Genomic DNA, 19,120 nt, shown 5'->3' on the forward strand with positions numbered 1-19,120 from the left:
TATAGTTTGAGATGTACGGCTGTAACGCTAGATGAGGCTTGATGTACAGACAGTCCTCATTCCCAAAAATGATCCGCTGCCGATTTCGATAAGCTGGAATTCCCCTGCGATTAATCATGACCTCACCCCCATTTGTTAACCTCATCATAGCAAGCTTCTTTTTGATTTGTCTATTCTTTTTAAAACAAAAAAATGCCGCAGATTCTGCGACATTTTTTCGGATTTATCAGTAGTGTTTTTCTTATTTCACACCATAAAAGGCAATACCCTCTTTGTGCCAACCTACCTTAGCAAGTTGGTCCCATTCTTTTTTTGATGTTGTAAAGATATGCGGGCTTGCTCCTTTCGCTTTTGGATTAAATGCTCGATAGATTGGTACACTTTTTTCTTTGCTTGAATAGAATGCAACACCTTCTTTATGCCAACCAGCCGAGGCTACTTTATTGTATTCTCTAACATTCGTAGTGTAGAAGTGTTCACCACTACGAGGGTTGTATAAACGGTATACTGGTATCCCCGAAGAAGCTGGTTTCCAAGCAATTGCTTCTTTACGCCAACCTGCTTTGAGTACTTTTGTAAATTCAGTTTTATTTGTTGTATATAAGTAACCTTTTGATTTTGGATTATATAACCGGTATAAAACTACACCTTTGTCAGCTTTATGTTTCGCCACTGTATGTTTATCTGCTACATGCTTATTCCCTACCTTTTTAACTGCTGCATCACGCTTCAAATTAACCGTCACATTCTTTTGACCAACAACTTGAGAAGTATCCGCTTTACCATCTTTAGCGGCGTAAACCTTCACTGTCGCTTTGTAAGAGTCAGCTTTGCCATCCTTCAATTCTTTCAATAAAGCGGCATCGCTTTTTCCTGCGGCATTGCCAACTAGATCAACTTCATAGAAGTATTGATCATTTTGTAATCCTTCAACTGGTAACAAAGCGGCATTTTTCTTGCTACCATTGTCTGACCAAGGCGCTTTGTCAGAAGCGTTCAATAGCAAGCGAGTTAACATACCGTCCCCACCAAAGGCTTCGAATGGAATCACTTGGTTCACTCCTGCTGTAAATGGACCTGGATAAACGGCAGCCTTCAAGTAATTTGCTGGAACAGTAATACTATCTTTGATATTCGCATTTAGATTCGTTTGAACAGTTGATGCTAAATTGATTGTCACTGCTTTTTGTCCAACGACTTTAGAAGTATCGGCTTTGCCATCTTTCGCAGCATAAATTTTCACTGTTGCATTGTATTTTGTTGCGGTTGAAGCCTTCAATCCATCTAATAATGTTGCATCCTGTTTGCCGGCTGCATTGCCATCAAGATCGACTTCATAGAAATATTGACCATTTTGTAATCCTTCAACTGGTGATAAGGCGGCGTTTTTCTTGCTGCCGTTGTCTGACCATCGTGCACCATCAGATGAGTTCAATAGCAAGCGAGTTAACATGCCATCCCCACCAAAGGCTTCAAACGGGATCACTTGGTTCACTCCTGCTGTGAATGGGCCAGGTGAAACAGCGTTAAGTAGATAGTTTTGTGGAACAGTAATACTATCTTTGATATTTGCAGTCAGATCTTTTTGAACAGCGGGTGTAAAGTTGACTTTAACACTCTTTTCAGCGACTGTTTTTGACGTATAGGCTTTGCCATCTTTGGCAGCGTAGACTTTAACCGTTGCATTGTAAGCTGTTGTTTTTCCACTTTGCAGATCACTCAATAATGCAGCGTCTTGTTTACCAGCTGCATCACCATCAAGATCGACTTCATAGAAATACTGGCCATTTTGCAATCCTTCAATTGGCGGCAATGTTGCGTTCATTTTACTACCGTTATCTGACCATGGGGCACCATCAGAAGCGTTTAATAGTAAACGGGTCAACATGCCGTCCCCACCAAAGGCTTCAAACGGGATCACTTGGTTCACTCCTGCTGTGAATGGACCAGGGTATTTCGCATTTGCCAAATAGTTTTGCGGAACAGTGATGCTGTCTTTGATATTTGCTGAAACAGCCTTTTGAATATCAGAGGCAAAATTGATTTTTACATTCTTTTGGGCAACTGCTTTAGATGTATCAGCCTTGCCATCTTTTGCCGCATAGATTTTCACTGTTGCGTTATAGCTTGTAGCTTGGCTACTTTGTAGGTCACCTAATAATGCAGCATCTTGTTTTCCTGTGGCATTGCCGTCTAAATCAACTTCATAGAAGTATTGACCATTTTGTAATCCTTCAACTGGCGGCAATGTTGCGTTTATTTTACTACCGTTGTCTGACCAAGGGGCGCTATCAGAAGAGTTCAACAGCAACCGGGTCAACATGCCGTCCCCACCGAAGGCTTCAAACGGGATCACTTGGTTCACACCAGCTGTGAATGGACCAGGATATTTCGCATTCGCCAAGTAGCTTTGCGGAACGGTGACACTGTCTTTGATGTTGCTAGTTAAATTTTGTTGGTCATTCATCGTACTCGTGACCGCTGCATTATTCGCTGGTGTAGTTTGAGCCGCGACATTCACTGCTTGAGCACCTAATGCAAATAGGCTGCTAACACCCAAAGCAACGATCGGGGTAGTTACTTTTCTTTTGGCTCTTTTAAATTTTTTGATTGCTTCTTGTTTTTTCTTTGACATCTTGATCACTCCATCTTAGTAAATTCCTCTAGTCGATTTTTACCTGCAAGCGACACATTCGACATGGTGGACTTTTATCGATTGAAGAACTACCTGTGATCAAAAGGATTTTTATCTTTTCACTTTTCATAACGACAATCTCCTTTTCACTTGTTTCCCTTTGCTGGCTAAAATATAGGACTTTTACAGTCCATAAGCAATCCGTTTGCTTACTCCTTCAATTCTTAAATCTTTCATTTTATTAGAAAAAAAAGCATGATCTCCCACGGAACACTCCATTTAAGAAAATCAGAAAATCAGCATTTTGGTCAGATAAACGAGAAATAAAAACGAAAAGAGAATTGGTGCATTGTGTTTGGAAAGAAGAAAAGAATCTCGCTTAAGGTCTATTTAGCTTCTAGTTAAGAGTCAGTTAAGAAATACATTTTGCTATCACTGACATACGTTTAATTCTAGTGATGTCTATAAAAGAAACTTGAGCGTTCAGTTCTGTGGAAATCAGGACTAAACGCTCAAGTTAGAGGAATTATTTATTTAAGTAAATCAACGCATTGTCGATCAAATGTTGAACTGTTTCTTTCGGCATTACCGACATGATATCCGTGATTTGAGGAGCAGATTTACTGTCGGTGAAGACGACATTCAATGGCATGTACAGCTTGCGTCCTTTTTGTTCAGTTTCTTTTTGAACGGCTGAAAGAATCGCTGGATAGTCCACTGGTTCTACTGCATCTTTCACTTTTGGTGACATCGCGGTTAAAATTTGTTTGACGCCTTCGCTATCAAATTCTGCCAAGTCGGCATAAGTGAAGGTCACTTGGTTGGCATTTTTGATAAACAAGATTTTTTCCATGAATGTCATTAAGGTTTTCGCTTCCGTATGATAGATGTCCACGACCTTTTTGACGAAATCAAGATCCTTATCAATGTTGATCGCTTTTAGTTGTTCTGCTACATCGGTTTCGGCAGCATCAACTAGCAGCATAATCCGTCTAGTCAATTCGTCGACAGAAGTTTTCTTGATATATTCCGCATTGGTCCAGTCGAGTTTCTTTTGGTCAAAGTAAGCAGGCGATGCAGACATCCGGTTGATGTCATACGCTTCGATCAATTCTTCTCGCGTGAACAATTCCTTTTCTCCGACTGGTGACCAGCCAAGGAAAGCGATAAAATTCAGCAACGCTTCATTCAAATAACCATATTTGCGATATTGGCTGATGAATTGCAGCGTATTTTTATCCCGTTTGCTCAATTTTTTATGAGTATCCAAGCTATAGATCAGTGTGATATGACCGAATAGCGGTTGTGGGATACCTAGCGCTTCGTATACAGCGATTTGTTTAGGCGTATTGGCAATATGGTCATCGCCACGCAATACGTGAGTCATCTTCATTAGATAATCATCAATAACTACCGCAAAGTTGTAAGTCGCCATGCCGTTGCTCTTTTCAATGATGAAATCTCCGCCGATGTTATCAGAATTGAACTCTACTCGGCCTTTAATCATATCATCCCAGCCGTAAACATGGTCGGCGGGTAAATGCAGACGAACAGTTGGCTTGCGTCCTTCTGCTTCGGCTTGTTTGATTTGTTCTTCTGATGCACCATACCAGCGGCCGTCATAATGAGGCGCGATTTTGGCTTCGATTTGTTGATCATGTAGTTCTTTTAATTCTTCTTCGGTGGCATAGTCTTTATAGGCTAAACCAGCGTCTAATAATTGTTGTACGTATTTGTGATACAAGTTCACACGATCTTTTTGATGGTAAGGGGCAAATTCGACTTTCGGTTTATCCGGACCTTCATCCCAGTCGATACCTAACCAATGAAGATTTTCCATCTGACTTTCTTCTCCATGTTCCACATTTCGTTTCAAGTCAGTATCTTCGATTCGTAAGACCCAAGTGCCTTTATAATGTTTGGCAAACAAATAGTTGAATAACGCGGATTGCGCATTCCCTAAATGCAAAAAACCTGTTGGACTTGGTGCGTATCGAACTCGTACGTCGCCGGTAACTTCTACTTTATCTTTTTTCAATTTGATTCCCTCCAGTTTAAAAGCCCTAATAAATGACTTACTTTATCAGGGCTTTAATAACAGATGCTATTATATGTTAAGATGCGTGATGAATCAAATGATTACGATTTAGATCGTCAATTGCCCGAGTCAAATCTTCAATAAAATCATCACAAATGGCCATTGTCATGGATGGGCGAACAACGATTCGACTAATTGTGACATCTTCCAAACTTACAGGAAGTGGGTAAGCAGGCACTTGCCAGCCGTATTCCTTCAACTTGTCTTCTAAGTCATAAAGATTCCAAGTTAATTCCACATTGTCTGCAATTTTCCAGCAGTTGATAGGTAATTGTGAACCATCATTGATGATTTCGAAAATACCTAGGTCCTTCAATTCTTGATTGATTCGTTGTGATACGCTGCGAACATTGTTCATGATGGCAGTGAAGCCTTCACGACCAAAGCGAATCATGTTGTAGTATTGGGCAACGATGTGTGCTCCGCTATGTGAGAAGTTGATAGCGATAGAATCTACGCTGCTGCCAAGGTAAGGAACTGAGAAACGCATTTCTGCTGGTAAATAGTCTTCCGTATTTTCGCGCCAAACAATCCAGCCAATACCAGGATAGACCATCCCGTATTTATGCCCTGAAACATTGATTGATGCTACATTTTTTAAACGGAAGTCCCATGGTTTGAAACCATCAACAAATGGTGCAAAGAAGCCGCCAAATGCTGCGTCGACATGGATCTTAATTGGTAATTTTGCTGTTTTGTTGTATTCAGAAACAAGTTCATCTAGTCTTTGAATATCATCAACGCGGCCGGTGTAAGTAATCCCTTGGATACCTACGATACCAATGGTGTTTTCGTCAACATAATCCATGACGGTGTCAGTGTTTAATGACATATGGTTTTCATCCATTGGAACTTCCCGCATCTCGACATTCCAGTACGTACAGAATTTTTCCCATACAACTTGGAACGCTGAGTTGATAACTAGGTTAGGTTTGTGTTCATGTAAGTTGTCGATATCTAAGCCGGCTGCTTTTGCACGATGTTTCCAGCTGTGCAATAGTGCAAGTCCGCCTAGCATACAACCTTCTGAAGAACCTACTGTTGAAGTTCCGATGAAGTCTTGAAATAATTTTTTACCTTCACCGATATTCCACATATGAGCAACCATACTGATGGTATAGTTTTCCATTGCGGTGGTTTTTGGATATTCTGATTTGTCAATCGCATTCGTTTCAAGTGAACCAAGCATCAAGCGATCCGCTTGTGGTTCCATTTGAGTGGTACAAAATGTTGCCAAATTTTGATCCGCCTTGGCTTCATTCAACCGAATATGATTGACGAGCGTCTCGGCTGTGTCAGGGTTCATACCCTCATCAGGTAATACTTCTTTAGGCATGCTGCGAGCAGCTTCTTTGCTTCCTAAAAATGAACTTTCTAAATAATCTGTTTGCATTTAAAAGATCTCCTAATTGTTTATATTTTAATGTGCTTGGTGGTGCAAGTCATTTCCTGTTTTATCATGATGATGTAATGTCCAATTTCCGTGGAACAGATACATGATAAATGGAATGAAGAAAACGACAATAAATGCTGATAACAGCAAAGTTAGATACGTATGTTTTTGTTGCATAGTGTAAGCAGCTGGCGGGAAGAATGTTACGACAAATCCGAAAGCTGATAATACTAGACCTAGAATACCCATGATGACACGCATTACTTTCGATTTCGCTGCTCGGAACGTCCGATTCAAATCGTCGTGTTTGAACACTAAAACCAAATAAGTAACGAACATCAGCATATACATTAAGGTATACAGAGCAACGGTCAAACTCATTGCTGTTTGGAATGAAAGATTTGATTTATCACCGCCGGCACCAAAGGTCAACAGTGCAGCCATGATTGAAACGATCACACCTTGCAAAATCATAACGTTGGTTTCAACGCCATATGCATTGGTTTTGGCAAAACGTTCAGGCAAATAGCCTTCCTTAGCTGCTTCATACATCCCAGCATTTGGTCCAACGACCCAGCTGCTGATTTCGCCGATGATTCCGATCGCAAGCAACAAACCAATTAAACGTTCAATAAATACCACATTGATCCATGGAAATTGTTGAACCAAAGCGCCGTAAGCATAAACGATACCCGTACTTAATTGAATCTTCGCGTTTGGAATCGTTGCACCAATCGAAATGGTTCCGATAATATCAGAAGCAATCGCACAAATCGCTAAAGCCATCATAACTTTAGGATAAACAGATGGTTTCTTTAAGTCTTTTACGTGAGTAGCTGATCCTTCAGCACCCGCAAAGGCTAAGATAAATGGAACAAATCCGACTAACACACTGCCGCTCCAGCTTTTTGGCAAGATCGTATGTGGGTTGATATGGATCAACATTGGATTCCCTTTAACCAAGTACGTAACAGTTAAGAACAATAGTAGAAAGACTGGAATAATAACACCGATCGTAAAGCTCCATTGAGCGATCTTCCCTGTGATCTTTGTTCCTCGTTGTTGTGCGAAGATCAAGCCCCACAAGATCACCATCATAATGATGAATTTGAACAATGGATTGGTATTGATAACCGGAACATTGAAAGTGATCGATAAACAGCCAATGATGAAATACATCATGGTACACATACCAACCGTAATATGAATCCATTGATAAAACAGAGCGGACCATCCTAGACGTTCGCCTAACATGTGACGACCCCAAGTGAAGATTCCACCTTTACTCCAACCATCGACTGATGCCATTTCACCCGCTGAACGAGTAACGGGAATGAACCATAGAATACCTGCTAAAAATAGGAAGAACAAAGCTGTTGGTCCTTGTTTAGCAAAGGCCGCAAAACCGTACACAGTCATGACCATTGAAGTAGTCATTGAGAATAATTGAACACCCGTAAGCTGGTTGTGATCGCTTAAAGAAGTGTTCTCCTCTTCGTTATTCATTTGTGACACATCCTTTAAATTCATTGCAATCGAAGTGCGCACTTCCGAACTACAGCCATCATATTAGTCCTTAAAAAATCAAAGTCAAACGACTGCTAATCCCTCTATTAGAAGGTTTATTAAAAATAATTCTGACATCAAAATGGCAGAAACCCTTTAATAATCATCACTTCAACTTTTATTCAGACTTATGATAAAAACGCTTTTTAAGAAAAAACGAGAAAGGTTTAAATTGTGCAGAAAATCACGGCAAACTTTTGGAATATCCAAGGCTTATTTAAATCAAATGATAGTAATTCAAAGAAAAGGAGAAAGCTCGCAGATATCTTTAAATCAACTTTCACACAGTGCTTATCCCTTCTTTAATGATGATGACTTATACTGGTGAACTTGAAGGAGTGTTAATTCATGAGCATTGATCTATTATTAGATTTTGAGAGTCAGGCGCTTTTTGCCATCTTTACTTATTTAAAAGAGCATCCTGGCTTTCATGATATCAATGAAATTTCAGAACAAATCGGCTTTGAGAAACGAACAACCAGCAAATACCTGGAGCGTTTAGCTGCGCTTTCCGATGAAGTAAAGGAACAAGTCGGAACCTCCCCGCTCACTACCACTGAACGAAACTATCAAATCATCCAAACAAATTATGCACAAAATAAGGAACTTTGCTTAGCTATCTACCATATCTCCATCAAGATCGACTTGCTGGAGGGCCTGCTATTAAATAAAGAAAATACGATGGATTCGTTGACGGATAAATATAACTTGAGTTATTCCACCTTAAAGAAGGACGTTTACGAAGTACGGGATTTCCTCAAAGAAGCCAATATCGATCTTCATATCAGAAATGGAGAGTTGGTCTTATCGGGGTTAGAGCCAACGATCCGGCTGTTCTTCTTAAGTTTCTTTTGGCAGCTGTATGGCGGCTATGGACACCCATTCAATATTGAAAACTCGACTGAGAAGAATTTTATTTTTGAGAAGCTGAGTTTTTTGCTTTCAGATCAAATCGATCCCATCACCAAGATCCAATATGATTATTTAGTAGATATCACATTGATCCGCTATTTATCTGGACATAAGATCGAGAACAATGAATTGCCGGTCGAATCGATCTTGATTGGCAATAAATTTGTGCAGCATTTTCACTTTATCACGGAAGAAAATGTCTCGGCATACGCGAATTTCAAAGACGAACTCTATTTCATGCTATTATTCCTGCAATCAAAAATGGTCTTTTATCGCAATACCAATTTCTTCCATGAACTAAAGAAATACCATAAAGAGATCGACTCGAATATTTATCAAGCCAATCAATTTTTCATCCAAAATATCGGCATGCTCTTCAATCAATTTCAGTTTGACTATGATGAATTGGAAAAAGAACTCTATGTCATTCACACGCGCTTATTGTTCAAAAGCTTCTATAACTATGTACCGATCGGTGAGCACCACAATCTTTATCCTGAAGATATGGCGATCGTTCAGGAGAACCTGCGCGTCCGTTTTGAAACGATTTGCCTGCGCAACAGCTTGATCTATTCACAGCTGGATTACGCGATCTTTCTTTATGCAGCTCTAAGCCTAGCCAACGAATTTATGACCGAATACGAATTATCAATTTTTATTGACGATTCAAAAGGCGAGTTCAATTCCATTTGGCTGAAAAAATTCTTTATGAAGAGCACCAGAGGGCTGGTCAAACTAAACTTCGTCGATCCGAATCGCTTTTTATTAGCAGATGAATCCGTCGATTTAATTATCAGCACTAATAAATTTTTCCCGATCGAAAACAGCCAAAACAAGCCGATTCTATTTTTAGAATGCAAAGACAAATACGAAGATTTGAAAAATGTTCAATCCATGGTCCGTAAAATCATGATGGAAAAAAATAAGCTGCAGCAAGCAAACTAAAATTGTGCACACTTTTTGAACATGATTTTAACTTTTCAACCATTTCGAGTAAAGATGCTCCAAAAGAACCACTCATTTCACAGACTGCTTTAAAACAAAAAAATAATTCTATGTTATACTGACCCCGTTAGTTTCTCTTTCCAAAACCAAACTAACGAACAAAGACGATCGACCGACATATTCGATCGTCTTTATTTTGTCAGTTTTTCTTCACGCTTTAGCGTGGCTAGAAAAATGATAGGCGTACGAAAATAAAAAGAATTTTTACGTTAGAAAAATTCTCTCCTTGTTTATGAGCTAGCTGCGAGTTCTACTTCCTGCTCTTAGCTGGTTAGTAAAATCGTATGCGTGACGACGATATGCATTTTTCGTGGGTTTCGAAAAATGTCCCCTTATTTTGGAGTTAGCTGTCAGTTGCCAGTTCTGCTTTTCGCAGAATTAACTATTCGAAATTCTTTTATTTTGTAAAAGCTATCATATCAATCGAGCTGTTTAGCAGAATGATATGTCGACGGAAACAAGCATAAATTTGGTCAAAAATTTATATCCTTTCGTCCTTTGAGTCGACTGCAAACTTTATATGTAGCGTTATCAAAAAGCCCTTTAGACTATTCTCTAAAAGACCTAGTACTGCTTCTAAATAAATCAGTGTGTCAAAATCCACATGCTAAATAATTAAGCTTCATGAGTGTTTTTCACCCGCTCACTCTTTCCATTTCGTAATTGATCCAATAAGGCATCAGAAAAGCCTAAAAATAATTCAACCGGAACCAAAGCCAAACCAAAGGATTCCGGCGATTCATCTCCCAACAAAACAAAGTTATCGCCTTTGTTGATGTCAAAAATATTCCGAGCATCTTTTGGAATTACAATCTGTCCTCGTTCCTGCACCTTTACGATGCCAAACATGTGCTTACCCTTGGGCGGAATTTTCGAGCCGATCGCCGTTTCATTAAAACTTACGAGATCGTTAACCGTTACATCATACAGATCAGCGAACGCTAAAGTGTTGACCAAATCTGGGATTGCTTCCCCTGTTTCCCATTCTGACACAGTCTGACGGGTGACTCCTAGTTTCTCGGCGATTTCTTCTAAGGAAAATTGATACTGCTTACGTAAAAAACACAAATTTTTACTGATCGTCAGTTCCTTCGGCTTTTTCATATTATTCCTACCTCCTTTACTTAAAGTCTAGCAGGAATCTCCCTCTGAACAACCAAGCAGCGTAGACAAGAAATGTTTGTTTCAGTTACGAAAATTCACACTGAGCAAAAAATTATCTGGATACAAGGAAGTCATAAAGATTCAAAAAACTATCGAGTTTCTTCTAAATAGCAAGTCACACTATTTCAGAGCAACCGATGTAGGAAGAAAAAACGTCAGTTATGGCGAACAATTATTTGATCATGGCAGTACCGCTTGAAAAATCATGTGTGCAGCAAAAAGCTGTGTATAATAGCCGTTCCAATTTGAGGACTATAAAAAAAGGGGGCATTCCCTATTGAGAATGCACTCCTTAACCTGCTCTAGTTATATTTTTTATCCATCTTTTCAGCTTCGCTTCTTATCTGCCTTTTTCAAGGCATTTAAATATTGCTTTTTCACGCCATTCTCTTCTTCCTGATCGCTTAACTTCTTCAACATATCATAAAGAGAAGAGTTCACATAATTAGGAAGCAACAAAATTCGACTTAAGGCATAAGCACTTCCCCAGCGAACAACCGTCCCGGGATTCGTAGTATTTTGGATTAACAATACTATACTTTCTTCTAAATTATCTGGATAAGCAACTGCCACATTGCCAATAATTCTTGAAGTCTCTCTCTTTATTGGATTAGATTCATTTGAAAGATAAGCGTTCATAAAATCTACAATAGTTGAATCAAATCGCCTCGGATTCTCCTTGGTCATTGCCTCTACCGCTTCAAAGAGTATCACCTGCTTCTTACTATCCAAATCAACACTCTCTGCCGCTAAGTCCTTTACATTTAATTCATTCGTCGTTATCAGTTCAATAATGGCTTTTCTTTTCTCAATACCCTTCATTTCCTTGTTCTCTAAAACCGGCTTCAACAATAGCTTTCCCTCCAATTTGAACTTAATCACTTTCACCTAATGAAAAAAATTGAACCCATTGAGTAAGCCAACTCATTTCTCTTGAGGTGGCAATTTGTTCCATACTTCTTCCAAACTAATAAAAAAGATTACTTCGAAATAGTTGCTTTTACTCCATTATTTTACTGGTTCCAAAGTAAAATTAAAAGGGGAAGAAGACGGCAGTGTCAGTCTTCTTCCCCTTTGATTTGTTTTTTTGCTTGCCTATGCATAATCCTGAATAATTTGAACCAAAGCCTCCGTGGCTCCTGTCCCGCTTTTTTCATCGTAATACTGGGTGAAGCGTTCGTCAGCCAGATACATCTCTGCCAATCCTTTATGCGCTTCACCGGAGTATTTTCCCCAGCTGAAGCTTATCCAGTCTTTATGGAGACGATAGATTTTTTCTGCCAATTCTGGATTTTCGTCAGTTACGTATTGCCGCAATTTTTCAATTAGTTCAGCTTCGGTTTCCTGCATCTTTTGATAATCGGCTTCACTCATGTTCTGCCATTTTTTATTCGATGCTTCGACTGTTTCTTCACCATATTTTTCACGGATTTCTTGGCCATAATTCGCTTCATTTTCCGCAAGTTTTTCTTGTTTGAAGGCTTCAAATTTTTCTTTATTTGTCATTTTCAGTTCCCCTTTATAGTAACTCAAGGTCTTTTCGACAGTCTCCAACAGCTTATCCAATTCTTCGCGCTTTTGCTCCAACTGGATTTTTTGCTGAATCAATGTGTCCTCGATTTTTTCGTCAGGGCGGTCAATTAGTTCTTTGATCGTTTTCAATGGGATTCCCATTGAGCGATACAAAAGAATCTGCTGCAGCCGATCAATTTCCTTTTCAGTATACATACGATAGCCTGCCTCACTTAGAAAAGCCGGCTTCAATAATGAGCGCTCATCATAAAACCGCAGCGTCCGTGCACTGACGCCAGAGATTTCCGCCATTTGTTTAACTGTATAACTCATCCTGCACCTCCTGACTAAAACCATCTTACACCTTGACGTAACGGAAAGGTCAAGGATTTCTTTCAACTTAATTTTGTATACAAAAAAACTCTCGGAATAAAATCCAAGAGTTTTTTGACCAGTATCAAAAATTTGATAGAAAGGTTCTTCGTCCACTAAGCTACTTTCCGACACCCTGAAATCCGACAGGTGACTTACGTCTTTGTGCCTCTGGTATCGAAGGATCAATGTTTCAGATCCACTCGACTCGTCGCATGGGACATACTATAGCACATCGGCTGGATCATTGCCATCATTTTTGATAGTTCTTATAAATCGTTTCGGTAATCTCCACGGTTTTCAACGTCAATTCTTTGGTTACGACTGGACTTTCCAACAGCCCTTGCTCCAAGCATTCATTCACATGATCCACTTCAAAGACAAACTCACTATTTTGCGTACTATGGAGCGTTTCTATTTTTCCATCTAGATAGTGAACCTCAGCAGTATCTGTCTTCCAAAAATCAGGGACGACGATCTTACCTTTCTCTCCATAAATGATCATCCGTTTTGATAAATCCAGATCAACGGTCAAAAAGATCGTGCCGATCACGCCATTGGGAAAGTTCAACGTTGCTTGTGCCTGAGCATCCGATTGGCCTTCGGGAAAGGTCAATGTTCCTTTGAACTCATCAGGCGAAGCTGCTAACAAATGCTGCATGTATTCTAACGGATACGTTCCCGCTCCGCGAAAAACACCGCCACCCGCACTTAGATCCCGAAACCATGAAATATGATCAATGTTGGGATAAGCAGTCACTGAGTCCAACCAGCGGACAGCTCCTATCTTTCCTTCCCCGATCACCTGCTGAATCTGTTTAGTGATCGGCAAGAACAGAGCCTTTTGTGCTTCCATCAAGAACAGATTGCGTTCCTTGGCTAGCGTAAATAACTCTTCTGCTTGAGCAAGTGTCATGGTAAATGGCTTCTCTAATAAAACGTGCTTATTATGAAGCAAGGCCAACTTAGCCGCATCATAGTGAGCTTTGTTGTAAACCGCTACATAGACAATATCGACTTCCTCACTTTGGCACAGTTCTTCGTAGCTGCCAAAAGCATTAGGAATATTCAGTTCCCGTGCCATCTTTTGTGCTTTTTCAATCCCGCGAGAAGCGATCGCAATCACAACGCCATCCTGACTTTCCTTTACTCCCGCTACAAAACGCGGAACCACCTGTGCTGTACTTAAAATGCCGTAACGTATCATTTTATTTCCCCCTAATGAACATAAAAGAACTGATTTGAATAAACCAGTTCTTTTCCTTTACTATTATCATTTATTCTAGAGCCCTGCAAATGTTTTGTTCAAGACAAACAAACAAAAGTAGCCGTAGGAACCGACAGACCATATCTTAAAAATCAACACAATTTTCAAATACTCCCGAAAAGAGAGATCAGTCATCCCTGCCACTAAACAAGTTAAATCATCCGGCAAGAACGGAAAGATGAAACAGACGATTAGTAGCTTCTTAATATCCTGCGTATGATCCTGCAGTGTCGTTTCAAATTTATCAAAATTCTTCTCAGATAAGACCAGTCGGGCAAACTTTGGACCGAAGCGCCTTACCAGCAGGAATAATCCAACTTCACCGATCACCAGACCGATGTAACTATAGATGATCCCAGGGATATTGCCAAACATCAGCATCCCCACGATCGTCGCAAAACCACCAGGCAAGAATGGAACAATCGGCTGGATTGCCTGCACGACGATGAAAGCCACGATCGCAAAATTACCGAAATTCTTAATAAAATGCTGCAAATCCGCTACCGAGCTGAACATGCCGGAGCGTCTAGTATAGATCAATATAAGAATAAACGCGGCTAAGCCAACGACAGGTGCAATTTGAATTACTTTTTGCTGCCAAGGTGCGCGCTGTCTCGTTTTTTGTGCCATCCTTCCCCTCCTTTGCAGTTTCCGATCGCTCAGATTATTATTGATAAAATTCGCCGATCTGATCGACATACGGGAGTGATTCCTTTAATGGGTAAACAACAAAATCATGCATCATGCCTTCCACGACCTCCAAACGCATCGTAGTTCCTTTACTGCGTCTGATTCGATCTCTAAGACGTAAAACATCTGGATATAATATTTCATCGGTCCCTGCTACTACTAACAGTCGACCAAGATCATCAAAGCTGCCATAGATCGGCGAAACCATGGGATCAGTCAACGGTAATTTCCCCGCATAGTTTTCCCCAGCTTCCGCCAATAAATCCTTTTCCAATAATACATCTTTTTCTTGAAGCTCCTGTGAACGTGGGTCACTTAATGAAGCGTCCAACCACGGGGAGGCCAACGCGATTTTTTTCGGACGTTTAGGCAGATCAATATTACGTAAATGCTGCGCCAAACTCATCGCTAACCCGCCTCCTGCTGAATCACCAAATAAAAAGAAACAGTCATCGGGATACAGATATGTCAATTGACGAAAAGCCTTTTCTGTTAAAGGTACCGTCTTTTCGGCCGTATTTTCCGGCGCCAATGGATAATCGAAATAACTTACTTTTAAATTATAGCGTTTAACGAAACGCTCTTGGATCTCCTTGTGAAAGGGCGATGCTTCTAACGCATACCCGCCGCCATGCAAATAGAACACATGCCGCTTCGTAGGATGACCAGGAAATAACGTAATCAATTGATGTCCATCGATCTCCGTGATCTTTTGCGGGATATCCGTTTGCGAAAGCTGACGGCTGATCAAACGCCGACGCTTCGGCGGATCGACCATCGTCGCCCCCACCAGTTTTTTCATATTGATTACTTTAAACACATTCTTTACAAATTTTGCTGAATAGCGCATCGCTGTATCCTCCAAATAATTCCCACATAATCGCATAGAATCCGACTTTTCATGCTACAATAGACAAGGTGGACTATTGCAGTCTGCTTCTTAAGCATAACGGAATCTGAAGGAGGTGTCCACAATCACAAAACCAAATCGCGAGTACCTTTTTGATAATATTCGCGGCATATTGATTTTACTTGTGGTCTTAGGACACGCATTGGAATATTTTCGTTTAGATAACAAGGTCGGTGAATTTCTTTACGTTTTCATTTACCTATTCCACATGCCCGTTTTTATCTTTATTTCTGGCTATTTTTCAAAAAATCTGGCAAAAGGCCGCTCCACAGCAGTGGAAACGTTCCTCGTGCCTTATCTGCTATTAAATATGATTTTGTCCCTGATTATGCTGGCCATCGGTAAAATCGATCAGTTCATGATTTTGAGTCCCGGATGGACCCTTTGGTACTTATATTGTATGTTTATCTGGCGTTTATTGCTACCTGACCTGGTAAAAGTACGGAGAATCTTAATTTTAAGTTTTATTATCGGGATTTTCTCCGGCTTTTTAACCGAGTTCGGAACCTATATGGCGATGGCACGAACATTAGGCTTTCTCCCTTATTTCTTGGCTGGATATTTTACTACGCCAGAGCTTGTTACTCGACTGCGTAAAATTCCATTTCGTAAAACAATCAGCTTTGGAATCATCATTTTCGGTTTGGTGAATGCCTATTTTTGGTCAAAAAATAATTTGCCGCCAGAACTATTATGGCGTGATCGTGCCTATGCGTTCTTCCCTGTTCCACTGCTGCAGAATATACTGACGATCATCTTTTTATACGGGATTGGCTTTGCCTTTATCTTCGTCTTTCTGGCTCTCGTCAACAATAAGCCGCATTTTTTCTCAGCATGGGGACAACGAACCTTGGCGATCTACCTGCTTCATGTGTATCTCGTAGCACCGCTAGTAGAGTTCACTCAATATATCCAAGACCCTGTGCTTCATCTATTCCTGCTAGTGGCAGGCAGCGCCCTGATCATTTTCTTGTTGTCACGGCCAAAAGTCTCAGAAATCCTGCAAAAGACAATGGCACGTTTTTTACATTTTATTATGCCAAACAAAGGCAACAAAAACGGCGACTCGTCATGAGCCGCCGTTTGTCAGTTATACTTCCTGCTTTGCCAGTTTTTCTTTCCGCTTTGTCAGTTCTACTTCCTGCTTTAGCAGGTTAGTAGAATGATATGTCTTCGAAAATCCGAATAAATTCTTCTAAGAATTTATCTCCATAATTTTAGAGAAGACCAGCGTATTTAGAAAAATGGTATGTCATCGAAAATAAAGGTAAATTCTGGAAAGAATTTAGCTACTAATATTAAGAGATGCCTAGCAGGTTAGTAGAATGATATGCGTACGAAAATATAGTGAATTTTTACGTTAGAAAAATTTCTTTCTTTTCTAGTGAGCTAGCTTTTTTACTCAAAACTACTCTCAGTTAAACAAGCTGTGAAGATTTCTTTAACGGCTGCTTCGTCCATTGGCACATAGGCATCCGTCTCGATCATACTGTGATCAACTGCTTGTTTTGCCATTTCATCAAATTTTTCTTCGTTGATACCGACTTCTGGCAGAGTCATAGGAATTCCGCAAGCTTTGAAATAGTCGTATAATTTTTGAATCCCAATACGTGCTGCCAGCATTGGAACTCTTTCATCAACGTCCCAAACATTCCAAGCGAATTTCGCAAATTTATCAACTGTTTCATCATTCAAGGCATACTCCATCCAACGTGGCGTCAAGATTGCTAGCCCCACCCCATGCGTAATGTCATAGAAAGCACTCAGTTCATGTTCCATCGGATGACATGACCAGGCACCTGCTTTACCGCTGCCAGTCAAGCCATTCAAAGCCAAGGTACTTGCCCACATCAAGTTCGCACGAGCATCGTAATCCTCAGGATATTTCAAGGCAATCGGACAATTCTTGATAACCGAACGCATCAAGCCTTCAGAAACCGAATCCTGAACATCGGTCCCTTCCGTCCGTTTGAAATAGTTTTCGATCAAATGACTCATGATATCCGCAGACCCAGCCGCTGTTTGATACTTGTTTACGCTAAAGGTATTTTGCGGATCTAAGAAAGATACTTTAGGCAACATCGCTCTGCTGCCTGTTCCTAATTTTTGATGGGTCGAAAGATTCGAAATAACCGCACCACTGTTCATTTCACTACCCGTTGCAGCTAGCGTCAAGATGGTTACTAATGGCAATGCACCGCCTTGATATTTGCGTCGTTGTAAGACTAAGTCCCAAGCATCTCCGTCAAATTTCGTCGCCGCTGCCACGACCTTTGCACAGTCGATCGTAGAACCACCCCCGACTGCTAAGATCACATCGATATTTTCCTTGCGACAGATTTCTGCACCGCGACGTACCGTTTCCACACGCGGATTAGGTTCAACACCTGCCAATTCAAAGACCTCATTGCCATTGACTTTCAGCTGTTCCATCACCTTATCGTATAAACCGATCTTCTTGATACTGCCGCCGCCGTAAACGATTAAGACTTTTTTACCATATTGATTCAGTACCTCTGGTAATTCAGCCAAGCGGTCTTTCCCGAAACGAATATCCGTTGTTACATGAAAATCAAAGTTTTCCATTTAATATTCCCCCTGTTTAGTTCTATCCAATAAGCATAAACCAAAGTTTTCCAGAATGAAACTAACTTGCCAGTTTTTCTTTACGCTTTGTCAATTCTACTTCCTGCTTTAGCAGGTTAGTAGAATGATATGTCTTCGAAAATCCGAATCAATTCTTCTAAGAATTTGTCTCCATAATTTTAGAGAAGACCAGCGTAATTAGAAAAATGGTATGCGCGACGACAATAAACTCTTTTTTTCGATTTTTAGAAAAATGAGATCTTTATTAAGAGTTAGACGCTTAGATTACCTGCAAAAAATTCTGTAATCTGATCCATCGTGGCGATCTGAACAAAGTGCCGTTCCTCCGCGCTGACAAATGTGATATTGTCTTGTGGGTTCGCCTGAATAAAATCAGCGGTATGCTGATAAGGAACTTTTTCATCTTCTGTTCCATGCCAAAAGAAAACTGGACGACCAGCTATTTTTTCCGGTGCTAACGATAGATCATAGCCTTCCAACCAAGAGGTCAACTGAGGATAATCCTTCGGCAAATAAAATCCTAACTCGCCAGCATGCATAGAAATTCGATCACGGTATTTGATTGGTGCCGGTGAGCCCATCACACAAGCCGCCACATCAATCTCAGGGTGATGCGTTAGGAGCATACACGTTGTGATTCCACCCATTGAAATTCCGCCAACACCGATTTTCCCCATGACCAATCCAAGATTTTCAAAATAATCCACTAAATAGCCAAACTCATACAAGTTCGTTTGAATACTATCCCAAAACGTCAGGGAAGGAATCTCCGATGTTTTCGTCTTACGTTCTCCATGATTCGCCGCATCCGGCAACAGCACCCGAAAATTTTTCGCTGCTAACTTCCGACCTTGAGTTAATACCAACTCCTTAGCCGTTTGCCAGCCATGGTAATAAATGATCAGCGGCAGCGGTTCATAGATTTTGTCCTCCGCGACAACTTCAAGCAATGGAATGTTACCAACCGTGCGCTTGCGTACAACTACTTT

14 protein-coding genes are annotated in these 19,120 nt (G+C 40.5%); 2 read left to right on the forward strand and 12 right to left on the reverse strand.

Annotation, left to right across the window (positions count from 1 at the left end; translation table 11 throughout):
• Window positions 1-241: 241 nt before the first annotated feature.
• From AC4J95_RS19520 to AC4J95_RS19535, 4 genes are all read right to left on the reverse strand, one after another.
• Window positions 242-2,635 carry an SSURE domain-containing protein gene (locus tag AC4J95_RS19520; protein ID WP_494551286.1) on the reverse strand — a complete coding sequence of 798 codons (2,394 nt, stop codon included), beginning with the start codon at window positions 2,633-2,635 and terminating at the stop codon, window positions 242-244.
• A 526-nt stretch (window positions 2,636-3,161) separates the two neighbouring features.
• Window positions 3,162-4,673 (reverse strand): glutamate--tRNA ligase, encoded by a 1,512-nt coding sequence (gene gltX / locus AC4J95_RS19525; RefSeq protein ID WP_494551287.1) that lies wholly within the window; start codon window positions 4,671-4,673, stop codon window positions 3,162-3,164.
• A 76-nt stretch (window positions 4,674-4,749) separates the two neighbouring features.
• Window positions 4,750-6,126, reverse strand: a complete 1,377-nt coding sequence (gene gad / locus AC4J95_RS19530; protein WP_316402424.1) for a glutamate decarboxylase — start codon at window positions 6,124-6,126, stop codon at window positions 4,750-4,752.
• Window positions 6,127-6,153: 27 nt separating this feature from the next.
• Entirely contained in the window at window positions 6,154-7,632 is a 1,479-nt protein-coding gene (locus AC4J95_RS19535) for an amino acid permease (RefSeq protein ID WP_494551288.1), read from the reverse strand.
• 408 nt (window positions 7,633-8,040) lie between these two features.
• On the opposite strand from AC4J95_RS19535, the gene AC4J95_RS19540 reads away from it, so the two are divergent.
• Window positions 8,041-9,549, forward strand: coding sequence for a helix-turn-helix domain-containing protein (locus AC4J95_RS19540; RefSeq protein WP_494551289.1), 1,509 nt, complete (start codon window positions 8,041-8,043; stop codon window positions 9,547-9,549).
• Between the two features lie 675 nt (window positions 9,550-10,224).
• On the opposite strand, the gene AC4J95_RS19545 is transcribed toward AC4J95_RS19540, so the two are convergent.
• The 6 genes from AC4J95_RS19545 to AC4J95_RS19570 all read right to left on the reverse strand — a co-directional run bounded on the left by AC4J95_RS19545 (window position 10,225) and on the right by AC4J95_RS19570 (window position 15,464).
• Complete coding sequence (locus AC4J95_RS19545) at window positions 10,225-10,713, reverse strand: helix-turn-helix domain-containing protein (RefSeq protein WP_494551290.1); 489 nt, start codon at window positions 10,711-10,713, stop codon at window positions 10,225-10,227.
• 387 nt (window positions 10,714-11,100) lie between these two features.
• Window positions 11,101-11,625: a hypothetical protein gene (locus AC4J95_RS19550; RefSeq protein WP_494551291.1), complete on the reverse strand. Its 525-nt coding sequence runs from the start codon at window positions 11,623-11,625 to the stop codon at window positions 11,101-11,103.
• 243 nt (window positions 11,626-11,868) lie between these two features.
• Entirely contained in the window at window positions 11,869-12,618 is a 750-nt protein-coding gene (locus AC4J95_RS19555; RefSeq protein WP_494551292.1) for a MerR family transcriptional regulator, read from the reverse strand.
• Between the two features lie 292 nt (window positions 12,619-12,910).
• Window positions 12,911-13,864: a Gfo/Idh/MocA family protein gene (locus AC4J95_RS19560; RefSeq protein ID WP_494551293.1), complete on the reverse strand. Its 954-nt coding sequence runs from the start codon at window positions 13,862-13,864 to the stop codon at window positions 12,911-12,913.
• Window positions 13,865-13,939: 75 nt separating this feature from the next.
• Window positions 13,940-14,554 (reverse strand): TVP38/TMEM64 family protein, encoded by a 615-nt coding sequence (locus AC4J95_RS19565; protein ID WP_316402431.1) that lies wholly within the window; start codon window positions 14,552-14,554, stop codon window positions 13,940-13,942.
• Between the two features lie 37 nt (window positions 14,555-14,591).
• Window positions 14,592-15,464, reverse strand: coding sequence for an alpha/beta hydrolase fold domain-containing protein (locus AC4J95_RS19570; RefSeq protein ID WP_316402432.1), 873 nt, complete (start codon window positions 15,462-15,464; stop codon window positions 14,592-14,594).
• Between the two features lie 115 nt (window positions 15,465-15,579).
• On the opposite strand from AC4J95_RS19570, the gene AC4J95_RS19575 reads away from it, so the two are divergent.
• A complete protein-coding gene (locus tag AC4J95_RS19575) occupies window positions 15,580-16,599 on the forward strand; it encodes an acyltransferase family protein (RefSeq protein WP_494551294.1) in 1,020 nt (339 codons plus the stop codon).
• Window positions 16,600-16,922: 323 nt separating this feature from the next.
• Here the strand turns inward: AC4J95_RS19575 and AC4J95_RS19580 are convergent, their stop codons facing one another.
• Together AC4J95_RS19580 and AC4J95_RS19585 are read right to left on the reverse strand one after the other, a co-directional pair.
• A complete protein-coding gene (locus AC4J95_RS19580) occupies window positions 16,923-18,110 on the reverse strand; it encodes an iron-containing alcohol dehydrogenase (RefSeq protein ID WP_494551295.1) in 1,188 nt (395 codons plus the stop codon).
• A gap of 272 nt (window positions 18,111-18,382) precedes the next feature.
• Window positions 18,383-19,120: alpha/beta fold hydrolase (locus AC4J95_RS19585; RefSeq protein ID WP_494551296.1), on the reverse strand; the 738-nt coding region annotated here is incomplete at its 5' end.

The sequence above is a fragment of the Enterococcus sp. GPZ-007 genome (assembly GCF_059374735.1).

Excerpts from the sequence above, each read along its gene's own strand:
- AC4J95_RS19555 (WP_494551292.1), bottom strand. The coding sequence starts at position 12,618 with ATGAGTTATACAGTTAAACAAATGGCGGAAATCTCTGGCGTCAGTGCA.
- AC4J95_RS19535 (WP_494551288.1), bottom strand. The coding sequence starts at position 7,632 with ATGAATAACGAAGAGGAGAACACTTCTTTAAGCGATCACAACCAGCTT.
- AC4J95_RS19565 (WP_316402431.1), bottom strand. The coding sequence starts at position 14,554 with ATGGCACAAAAAACGAGACAGCGCGCACCTTGGCAGCAAAAAGTAATT.
- AC4J95_RS19580 (WP_494551295.1), bottom strand. The coding sequence starts at position 18,110 with ATGGAAAACTTTGATTTTCATGTAACAACGGATATTCGTTTCGGGAAA.
- AC4J95_RS19545 (WP_494551290.1), bottom strand. The coding sequence starts at position 10,713 with ATGAAAAAGCCGAAGGAACTGACGATCAGTAAAAATTTGTGTTTTTTA.
- gad (WP_316402424.1), bottom strand. The coding sequence starts at position 6,126 with ATGCAAACAGATTATTTAGAAAGTTCATTTTTAGGAAGCAAAGAAGCT.
- AC4J95_RS19560 (WP_494551293.1), bottom strand. The coding sequence starts at position 13,864 with ATGATACGTTACGGCATTTTAAGTACAGCACAGGTGGTTCCGCGTTTT.
- AC4J95_RS19520 (WP_494551286.1), bottom strand. The coding sequence starts at position 2,635 with ATGTCAAAGAAAAAACAAGAAGCAATCAAAAAATTTAAAAGAGCCAAA.
- AC4J95_RS19570 (WP_316402432.1), bottom strand. The coding sequence starts at position 15,464 with ATGCGCTATTCAGCAAAATTTGTAAAGAATGTGTTTAAAGTAATCAAT.
- AC4J95_RS19540 (WP_494551289.1), top strand. The coding sequence starts at position 8,041 with ATGAGCATTGATCTATTATTAGATTTTGAGAGTCAGGCGCTTTTTGCC.